Consider the following 10201-nt stretch of genomic DNA (forward strand, 5'->3'; position numbering starts at 1 on the left):
TCCCCGGTTCTTTGTTAACTATTCCAAGTTTCCAACAAGAACCTGATCCAGTTCTTACTCATAATATTATTGATATCTTCCTGTTTATATCCCCTGGTTGTTAAAATTTCAACCAATTTCTGTTCATCTGCAATTGTTTCTAAATCACCGGGACTTTGTTCTTTTCCAAAAGCGCCGTCAAGATCGGAGCCTATGGCCGCATGACGGCTATTTCCGGCCAACTGGCAAATATGATCTATTTGATCGGCAACATGTTGTAAAGATACGCCGGTTGATTCGGGCGTACTTTCCCCGCGAACCCAATTTGGAATTAGCATCCATGCATCGAAAGCCGCACCGATGACAGCGCCCCGCTCTATCAAAACCTTGAATTGTTCGTCGCTGAATTGCCTGTTATGATTCACGATGGTTCTCGAATTATGATGGCTAGCCCAGACAGGACCATTATAAAGATCCATTGCTTCCCAGAAACATTCATCACAAAGATGGGTAGCATCTAATATGATATTGAGACGCTCCATTTCCTGTAATAAAGCCTTGCCCTTCATGCCAAGTTTCCCGCTGGAGTCGGTGCCAAAGGCATATACACCGGGACCGTAATGTGCGGGGCCGATTGCCCTTAAGCCATAGTTATAAGCAGTTTCAACGCAGGAAAGATCATAAAAAGAGTCTGCTCCTTCCAAGCTCAATATAAATCCAACCGGCAGGGTGCTGGTATCTTCCGCCTCTTCCCATAATTTAACATGTGCTAATAATCCATCAGCATCTTTGATTTGGATCATCTCACCTTTATCCTCCATGGCTTTATACCATGCCAGCTGCCCTTGGGTTTGCGCCCAGGCCTGTTCTTGTGAATGCCAGCCGGGTAAAGGATTACCGGGAGCAACATACCGGGCAATCTGCGTAGCAACGCATAGCCCTATCCTCCCGCGGCGCATTGCTGGTAGGCTTACGGTACCCTTGGCCCTGTCCGGTTTATCCGTTAACCCTTCTTCACGTTTGCGAATCTGCGGAACGGTTAAAGTGATATCCCGGTTCCATTCCATCGCATTCATGGAAAGGTCGAGATGTGCATCGAATATTAATGAATGCATCTTGCGTATAGAATTAGATAGTGATTTTTCTTTGTCTTGCTGATATCTGCCAAGCCGCTGCAAACTTCCCATTTTCAATTACGAACGCTTCTTGGTATAAAGCTACTGTTGGGCAAACATGGTATGGAATAGCATATAAAACATCGCCCACTTTCAATGAATTTTGCGTGGCAATGACCATATGTTCCTCGCTTTGGGAAAGCACCTCGTATCGATCCAAGTTGAGAAACTTCACCCTTTTATCAATAGTGTTTTCCGCTGCAACAGCTTTATGACCTAAATCGGTTGTCACTTTGCCCGCTTCGGGAATGGAAATTACGCGGGTTAGCAATACTGCCGCCGGTAAAAAAGGTTGCTCCGGTAAGCCCTTACGGTAACCTTCATCCCATAGTAAGCTCGTGCCGGGACTACAGATTCTTTCCGGGTGCTTGGCGTGAATCGTAAAAGTGGGGGATCCGCCCGCGATTATTTTCGGGGCAGATATTCCGGCTTCAAGAATCGATTCCACTAACTGCATTACCGGGGCGAAATCTTGATCGCAATGAATTTCCCTTTGTTGAATATCTTGTTCCCGGATGTGACCATCGTAAACATGTATACCATCAATAACTAGTCCATCAATAGATTGTAAAGATCGGTATAAATCGAATGCTTTATCTACAGCGATCCCCGTTCTGTGCATGCCATTGTCGATATCCACATAAACGTAAGCATTTAGATCGGCAGCATGAAAAGTCTTACCAAGATCTTTTGCAGCATGTAAATCATCTACTACTGAAGCAAACTTTGTATTGTCAAATGTTTGTACGAGCTGCAATAGTCTTTGAATATTAGGGCCAACCAGTTGGTAAGCCAACAGCACTTCTTCCGCACCTGCCCCGGCTAACATCTCAGCTTCGGCAACCGTTGCACATTTGAACTTGGTAATGCCTTTGTCGATCTGCATCTGCACAATTTCCTGCAATTTATGAGTCTTGACATGGGGCATCAGTCGCAAGGGGGATTCGACCAGCCGGATCATCGCGTTGATATTTTCTTCGACGCGCGCCTTATAAATCAATAATGACGGCGATGTGATCGTGTTTACATCTTGAATTGCATACCACGGTTCCATATTCGGTAAAGTTTATGGTTAATCAGCTAATTCGAAAATCGCTTCAATTTCAACGGGGATATTCTCCGGAAGGGAACCCATACCTACGGCACTTCTTACACCTACCCCGTTTTCCGGTCCCCAAACATTGGCAAATAATTCACTACAGCCGTTAATTACGAATGGGTGCGGCCCAAAATCGGGGGTAGCATTGACCATTCCTAATACTTTTACCACGCGTTTTATCTTATCAAGGGAACCGAGGTTTGTTACCAATGTGGATAAAATGGTGAGACCTACCTGCTGCGCAGCCATTTTCGCTTCTTCCGTATCTATTTCATCTCCTACTTTACCGAAAATCAGCTCCCCGTTGGTTTGAACGGGACCGTGACCTGATACGTATACCAGGTTACCAACGATCAATAAGGGTTTATAAACGCCTTTCGGTGCTGGAGCGGGCGGTAACTGGAGGTTTAGCTGTTCGAAATTTTGTGTCGGTGTCATATGCTGTTTTTTACTACGTTAATCTAATACCATGCAAATTATTATTATCCTATCATATCTAACATGATCTTGCGCATATATTTATTTTATAAAAATATTCATGATCAGTACACATATCAAGCCAACGATGGATACTGTCGTTTCCATAACGGTCCAGGTTTTGAAAGTTTGCTTGATCGATAAATTGAAATATTCTTTGAATAACCAGAATCCACCATCGTTTACATGGCTGAACATTAAACTGCCGGCACCGATCGAAAGAACCATCAACTCCGGGCTAGCGCCAGAATTTACGATCAGCGGACCTAAAATTCCTACAGTTGTTAACCCCGCCACGGTAGCCGAACCTATACACACCCTGATAATCGCGGCAATCATCCAACCCAGTACTAACGGAGGTATCGGTAAATCTACTAACAAGGTAGCCAAGTATTGGTTGACTCCGCCATCTTTCATTACCTGCATGAAAACACCGGAACCGGCAATTATCAATAATACCGGCGCTATGCTTTTAATCGATTCTTCCAGTACTTTCATGACTTGGCTCGTACTTTGCCCGCGGCGGATGCCCAGGAAGTAGATGGCAACAAGTAGTGAAATGAGCATGGCTAAATTGGGTTCACCGATGAACTCATTTACGGTAGCCCAAATAGAACCGGCTGGTAAGTAAGGCTTGATCAAAGTAGTTACCGCGAGTAAAATTAAGGGCATCAAACCTGTAGCCAAGCTGATTCCTAAGGGGGGTAACTCGATAGCAGGACGAAGTTGAATATTTAGCAAATTCCCGGATGGATTCACCTGGATTTTTTTTAATGTCTTTCCAAACATAGGTCCGGCAAGGGTGATGGTCGGGATTGCGATGAGTAAGCCGTAAACCAAAGTTTTGCCTATATCGGCATTTAATTGTGCCGCGATTGCCGTGGGTGAAGGATGCGGCGGCAAGAAACCATGTGCCGTACTAAGTGCAGCAATCATGGGGATACCTATATAAAGTAATGGGAGCCGCGTCGTGATACCGGCGGCAAAGATCAGTGGAACCACCACCACGAAACCCGCGGTATAAAACATCGGGATGCCTACTAATAAGCCCGCAAAGGCCATCGCCCATTGAATATTATTAATCCCGAATAGTTTGATCATCGATTGGGTGATCTGTTGAGCAGCGCCGCTGTCTGCTACTAATTTTCCTAGCATAGCGCCGAAACCTAAGATCATGACTAGGCTTCCCAACGTATTACCGATCCCGGTTTGCAAAGACTGGCTAATAGCCGCAGTATCTAGGCCACAAGCAAAGCCTAACAGTATACTTACGATGATGAATGATAGGAAGGTGTCAAATTTGAACCAAATAATCATTAGGATGAGCAACAGGATAGCGCCTAAAACTGGTATTATAAGTGGCATGGAATTTATAAAGTAATTGGTGATTATTAAAGATAATAGCTTAGTATTGATAATACAAATCTTATCTAGCTGCATCGAGATGCCCGGGAGCGAAAAGTATCATCGGGAAAAATAATTGTATCTTACCGGGCGTTTTATGAATTATATGAATTAATTGAATAGGTATTTCGAGTTGTAGCCTATGATTACAGTAAACAGTAGATCTATGAAAGGAATATTACGTTATGTTTTGCCAACTCTATGCTTGTGTTGGATATTCTTCGCTTGCAATCAGCAAGGTGATAAAAAAACGAGCGATTCAACTGATGTAGTAAATGATGAACAACCTAGCAAGGTTGCTGCACCCAAGTTAGGGGCAGTTCCCATCGTCACAGAACATATCGATGGTCCTGCTAATATCCGCGATGCAGTAAACGGTGAAATTATCTTCACCCTGGATGATGATGTGAAAGTAACCGCTACAGATACCCATAACGGATGGTGCCAGGTAGGTTTGCAAGTCTCCATCACGATCGATGAGGCCGCGAGTATGATGATTGCCAAGGGGACGGACCTGAGAATTGGAACAGAGGTAATTGGTAAAGCAATTAACGATATCGATTTATACTCGATCTCTAATGGTACGGCTGAAATCGTTGGCTTTACGAAAGATCAGAACATTAAGCCTAACACGATCGCGGAGAATATCCTGGCAAAATTTATCAACGCTAAGAAAGGGGAGCCTATTACATATGCGTATTTGTCGCCCTTTATCCAATCTTTCAACCTTGTAGAAGGCATGCTGACGGACAGTACTTACAAAACTTACGAAATGTATGAGGATTGGATCAACGATCCATCCCCGGGTTATAGGATCTTGCTTGTATTTAAAGAGCAACAATTGATCGGTATCGTGCATACCCGCTTCCTCAGTCTAAACCAGGTAAAAGATGAAACCTTGGAACTTGGGTACGGATTCGCTCCCATTGATACCAGTGATAGGGTATTATTAGATAAGTTTAAAGATAAGTTCAACGATTTTATTATCTCTGTAGACTAAGCTTTACGGAATATATATCATAAAAAGGGTCGCGGTTACAATAGGATGTACCGCGACCCTTTTTTATTTCAGGTTCATTATTTATTCTTCATCTGCCGGCGCTGCTTTCAGCTCTTCGATTACTTTTTGAAGATGAGCTGCCTGTGCTTTAAAAGCCGCCGCGTTATCGGCATCTTTAGCTGCATCGGATTGTTTTTTGGACACGATCGGTTGCAACATGCCAACCAGGTAACGGTTCAAATTAGGATTATGGAATTGATCTGCCATAGCCTTGATTTGGTCTACACCCTTGTTAAACATTTGCACATCTTTCATGTTTCTCAACATGCCGATGTATTGTACGCCCATATTGAATTTATCTTGGCCACTGGCCTGGTCAAATGCATCCGCGAAGAACTGGATATCATTATCCGCACCTTTTTTAACATATACGTTGGCAATCGCAATAGCCAATCCGCCTTTAGCGCCTTTTTCATTTTTCTTCGCTACCGCGTATGCTTTGTCGATATCTATATCTGCCAAGGCATTGATAGCTGCGCCCATTACTTGGTAAGAACGATCAGCAGTTGCTTTTTCAAGTAATGCAAGATCTTGAGCATCTTTCAACTTACCCAATTGCTTAATGGCAGAAGCACGAACTAGTGATGAAGGATCGTTGCTTGCTAATGATCTCAATTTGCTAACCGTGGCCTCTTTCACGGTAGGGTTATCTAATTTTAAACCTTCCACTACGATGTTCCGGATAATAAAAAATTTATCATTCAAGGCGCCTGTTAAAGCTTTCAGTGCAGCGGGATCATTCGCTTGTTGCTTCAATAAGATTTCTACGGATTCCCTGCGATCTAAATATTCAGGAGCGTTTTGCAACTGGAAAATATAAGTACTTAAGTCGCGGTGATCTACCTTTTTTGCCAACAATACTTTTTCTGCATCAACATTTACGAAGTCGGGTTTCGTATTGTATGCCAATGTAAATGTATCGATCTTATGCGTGATCGTCACTTTATGGCGGCTTTTTTTACTTCCCTCGTATACATCGATGGCCATTGGTAGCGTGTAAACTTTATCGGCATTTTGGGTTTGTTTCACGATTACTTGTACGTTCTTGGCGGCATCATTATAGAAATAATTGATGTCCAGGGTAGGGTAACCCCCGCTGTAGTACCATTCGTTGAAGAACCAATTCATATCTCTCCCGGTAACTTCCTCTACGGCTAAGCGCCATTGGTGCGCTTCCCCGTTTTTGAAAGCATTTGTTTTCAAATAGAGATTCATCGATTTAAAGAATGCTTCATCACCGATGGCATTGCGTAACATATTCAGGATACGGCCACCTTTCTGGTAAGTCACGGCATCGAATACATCTTCTTTATTATGGTAATGGAATCTTACCAGGTGTAAACCCGGTTTATAATTTTCGGAATTCATATAGGCCTGCATCGAGTTGTAATGATGATCATCGGCCATATCTTTCCCGAATTTATGCTCGAACCAAAGGTATTCACTGTAATCCGCGAATGATTCATTCACGGTAAGGTTGCTCCAGGATTCCGCTGTTACATAGTCCCCGAACCAATGGTGAAATAACTCGTGGGCAATTACAGACTCGCCCAACATACTATGATCATCCAATAATTCACGGTCCGTCTTTTGCAAGAATTCGCCATGCAGGGTAGCTGTCGTATTCTCCATGGCTCCCGAAACGTAATCCCTACCCGTGATTTGGGAATATTTTACCCAGGGGTAATCAACACCGGTGATTTTAGAATAGAATGTCAACATTTCCGGCGTATTCCCGAAAATTGTTTTGGCATATGGGGCATATTCTTTTTCCACGTAATAATTCACCTCTTTCCCTCGCCATTTATCTTTGATGATCGCGTAATCGCCCACTGCCATCATAAATAAATACGGGGAGTGGGGTAGATCCATTTTCCATGTATCGGTGCGGGTACCGTCGTTGTTTTTCTTTTGTTTAACGAGGGCGCCGTTTGACAAGGTTACGTATTTGTCTGGCACGGTCATACTGATCTCCTCGGTAGTTTTTTGATTTGGCCGGTCAATCGTCGGGAACCATGCTGAAGATGCTTCCGTTTCACCTTGTGTCCAGATCTGGGTAGGTTTCTTAGGGTCTTTCCCATCCGGGTTAATGAAATACAAGCCTTTCGCATCATTGATCGCTGCGCTACCTTCCACTTTCAGCTCATCCGGCTTGGCAACATAATCAATATAAACTGTATAAGTTTCGGAGTTGCCATAGGTTTTATCCAGGGCAATGTCCAATACCCATCCGTCGTATTTATACTTTAAGGGGCTCATTTTACCCGCTTTAACTAAAGATACCTTGTTGATATCCATACCCTTCGCATCTAAAGACAGGGAGTCTGTTGCATAGAAGTGAGGTTTGAGGGTAATCCAGGCCTTCCCGTATAAATATCTTTTCGCGTAGTCGAAACGAACATCTAATTTGGTGTTAACAAGGTCATTGATTTTTGTTGCAGAGGCCCTGTAAATTTCTAGGGCAGGGTCTTTTTCAGCTTGGGTCTGCGCCAGGGCATGATTTGGCAATAGGCTGGCTCCCGCCATGGTAGCGGATAGCAACAAACCCCATATTTTTTTACTGGGTAATTGGTTCATGTAAATTATTTTAAATCAAAAATACATTTCCCCGTTGCCGGGAAACTTCAAATTTAAACAAATGGAGGAAAATGATCGCAAGCGGTTAAAATTGTTATTTTTGTGAACACAGCAATAACAGTAGCCATGATAAAAGCAACAATAGCAGGACAAGCTCCTTTCGAGATTTCATTTCCTACAGCGGGGAGCGGGGATAATGCTTTAGCGGTTTCCGTAGGTGATGAACAATTGTCTTGGGATGCTAAGCCTTTGCCCGGCGGTGGATTTAGCATAATTTTAAATAATAAAAGCTACCTGGCGCAAGTCTTGAAGGTAGATCGTGCCGCTAAAATCGCAACGGTTGCTGTAAATGGCTCCCATTTTGAAGTAGCTATAGAGGAGCCGATGGATCGGCTGCTTACAGCCATGGGGATTAAAAACGCTTCCGCGAATAAAGTAAACGATATCAAGGCGCCGATGCCTGGCCTTGTACTGCAAGTATTGGTTAGCCCGGGCCAAGCCATCAAAAAAGGGGACCCTGTACTAGTTTTAGAGGCTATGAAAATGGAGAATGTTTTCAAGGCTCCCACGGATGCCGTTGTTAAAGAAGTGAAGGTTAGCCCGAAAAAGGCAGTAGAAAAAGGTGAGGTGTTGGTAGTACTGGAATAATATTTGCTTCTTCTCCGCTTACAAGTACCTTTTAGGATTATTATTATGCATTTATACTGGAAAAAATTATCATATCTTTTATTGTGCTGCCTTTTCAGCGCAAGTTTGATGGCGCAAGATCCTTCATATTATGTTTATATACAAAGTGAGCATAACCAGCCATTTTATGTAAAATATAATGGCAAGGTGTTGAGCTCATCCGTAAAAGGATATTTAATTATCTCCCAATTGCCGCAAGGAGATATGCCTATTACGATTGGTTTCCCGAAGAATGAACTTCCAGAGGAATCTTTTACCATCCGTGTAAACGGTAGAAGGGATCGCGGCTACTTACTCAAAAGTAATAATGGTAAAAGCTTTGCCCTGTACGATCTACAAACATTCGCTATGTTAAAAGCAAAAGGAATGGATGGAGAGGATGACAATACCGGGCTTGCTCAAAATGAAAATGAACAGACAAATGATCTTTCCAGTGAAAGTGGGGAAGTGAATAATGTCGAAGAAGTGAGCGCCGTGACTGTGGCAGGAAAAGAAGAAAAACTTACTCCCCCCCTCACGGCAGAAAAATTATCATCCCAAACGGCATCAAGCTCCAAAAATGCTTTCGCTGCTGCCTTAGACAAAGTTATTAGCGACGATAGGCCGGATGATATTTATGAAGAAGCCGCTGCGAGCGTAGATACCATTGTAAATAAAAAAATTAGCAAGACAAGAACTCCTAAGAAAGCGAGAGCGCCTTTGACAGAAGAAGAAAAGGCCATACTAGCCGGTGTTATGGCGGATGAAAAGCTGGCTGCAGACAAGGAAGCTGCCCAAGCTGCCGAGGAAGCCGCCAAAATTGCTGCCGAAGATGCTTGGAAAGAAGTTAACGGTAAAGGGGAACTTCCCGAAAATAATTCTAAAGCCAAGATAGAAGAAGGGGGGATGTTCCTCGCGGAAGAAGCCGCCAGCCCTAAGGCTACTTATTCAACCGGCGACAAGGAAAAACCCGGCAAGAAATCCAAGAAGAAGAAAAATACCTCGGAGCCTGATTTCATTGACTTCGGTGATGTAAATGCCGGAGCTGGCAGCACAACTCCCCTCACTTCGGGCAGTGAGAGCGAATCTAAACCTTCAAAAAAGGAAAAGCGCCAAATGAAAAACGCTGAGGAAGCTGCGGCCATAACGGAGCCTGTGTTCCAGGATGAAACTGGAGAAGATAGCAAAAAAACAAGGAAAGAAGAGCGCGAAGCCCGCAAGGCTGATGCCAAGAAAGCTGCCGGTGAGAAAGATGATTCCGGCGTTAAAATGATAAATTCCGATTGCGGTGAATTGTTATCGGTGGAAGATTTTAGGAAATTGATCCGCAAGATGTCCGGGGCTAAAGATGAAGAGGGGATGATTGATGTGTTTAGAAAATCTACCCGCAAGGTTTGTCTTTCTTCCGAACAGGTACGTACCTTGGTGCAATTATTCGAAACAGATCAATACCGTTACCGCCTAATGGATACCGCTTACGCACGTACTTTCGATTCCGATAATTTTGGCCGGTTGGTTAACTTACTCCAGGATGAATATTATATCGGCAGGTTTAAAGCGCTGACCCGTAAACATTAATCAAATAACTATATTTATATATCATGAGGCTAACCGTAACCGCGGTTAGCCTCATGATTTTATATCGAGACAAAACTTTATGTAATTTCGCGCTCTATGGCTCGGTATTTTATAGAAGTAGCTTACATGGGTGGGCGTTATAGTGGGTTTCAAATCCAGGACAATGGTAGTTCTGTCCAGGGGGAA

9 protein-coding genes (1 of these 9 only partly in view) are annotated in these 10201 nt (G+C 43.4%); 4 read left to right on the forward strand and 5 right to left on the reverse strand.

The genetic code is table 11. The features are described 5' to 3' along the window. Positions 1-14 precede the first annotated feature (14 nt). The 4 genes from COR50_RS08550 to COR50_RS08565 form a co-directional block, all read right to left on the reverse strand. Positions 15-1094, reverse strand: a complete 1080-nt coding sequence (locus COR50_RS08550) for a dipeptidase (protein WP_098193607.1) — start codon at positions 1092-1094, stop codon at positions 15-17. A 13-nt stretch (positions 1095-1107) separates the two neighbouring features. Continuing rightward, positions 1108-2208, reverse strand: a complete 1101-nt coding sequence (locus COR50_RS08555; RefSeq protein WP_098193608.1) for a D-TA family PLP-dependent enzyme — start codon at positions 2206-2208, stop codon at positions 1108-1110. An 18-nt stretch (positions 2209-2226) separates the two neighbouring features. Further along, positions 2227-2691 carry a RidA family protein gene (locus tag COR50_RS08560; protein WP_098193609.1) on the reverse strand — a complete coding sequence of 155 codons (465 nt, stop codon included), beginning with the start codon at positions 2689-2691 and terminating at the stop codon, positions 2227-2229. Positions 2692-2772: 81 nt separating this feature from the next. Next, on the reverse strand, positions 2773-4095 hold the full coding sequence (locus tag COR50_RS08565) for a gluconate:H+ symporter (RefSeq protein ID WP_098193610.1): 1323 nt from the start codon (positions 4093-4095) through the stop codon (positions 2773-2775). A gap of 205 nt (positions 4096-4300) precedes the next feature. Between COR50_RS08565 and COR50_RS08570 the strand changes: the two genes are divergently transcribed. Next, on the forward strand, positions 4301-5134 hold the full coding sequence (locus tag COR50_RS08570) for a hypothetical protein (RefSeq protein ID WP_098193611.1): 834 nt from the start codon (positions 4301-4303) through the stop codon (positions 5132-5134). A gap of 81 nt (positions 5135-5215) precedes the next feature. On the opposite strand, the gene COR50_RS08575 is transcribed toward COR50_RS08570, so the two are convergent. Next, entirely contained in the window at positions 5216-7771 is a 2556-nt protein-coding gene (locus tag COR50_RS08575) for a M1 family metallopeptidase (protein WP_098193612.1), read from the reverse strand. 102 nt (positions 7772-7873) lie between these two features. Here COR50_RS08575 and COR50_RS08580 point away from each other — a divergent pair, with 102 nt between their 5' ends. From COR50_RS08580 to truA, 3 genes are all read left to right on the forward strand, one after another. Next, positions 7874-8419 (forward strand): biotin/lipoyl-containing protein, encoded by a 546-nt coding sequence (locus tag COR50_RS08580; RefSeq protein ID WP_157760697.1) that lies wholly within the window; start codon positions 7874-7876, stop codon positions 8417-8419. Positions 8420-8500: 81 nt separating this feature from the next. Continuing rightward, a complete protein-coding gene (locus COR50_RS08585) occupies positions 8501-10015 on the forward strand; it encodes a DUF4476 domain-containing protein (protein ID WP_198405811.1) in 1515 nt (504 codons plus the stop codon). A gap of 96 nt (positions 10016-10111) precedes the next feature. Next, positions 10112-10201 carry the 5' portion of a tRNA pseudouridine(38-40) synthase TruA gene (gene truA, locus COR50_RS08590; RefSeq protein ID WP_098193615.1) on the forward strand. The gene runs 663 nt beyond the window's last position, so the window shows 90 of its 753 coding nt (coding positions 1-90); its start codon is at positions 10112-10114; the stop codon falls past the right edge of the window.

It is taken from the genome of Chitinophaga caeni, from assembly GCF_002557795.1.
Taxonomy (GTDB): Bacteria; Bacteroidota; Bacteroidia; order Chitinophagales; family Chitinophagaceae; genus Chitinophaga; species Chitinophaga caeni.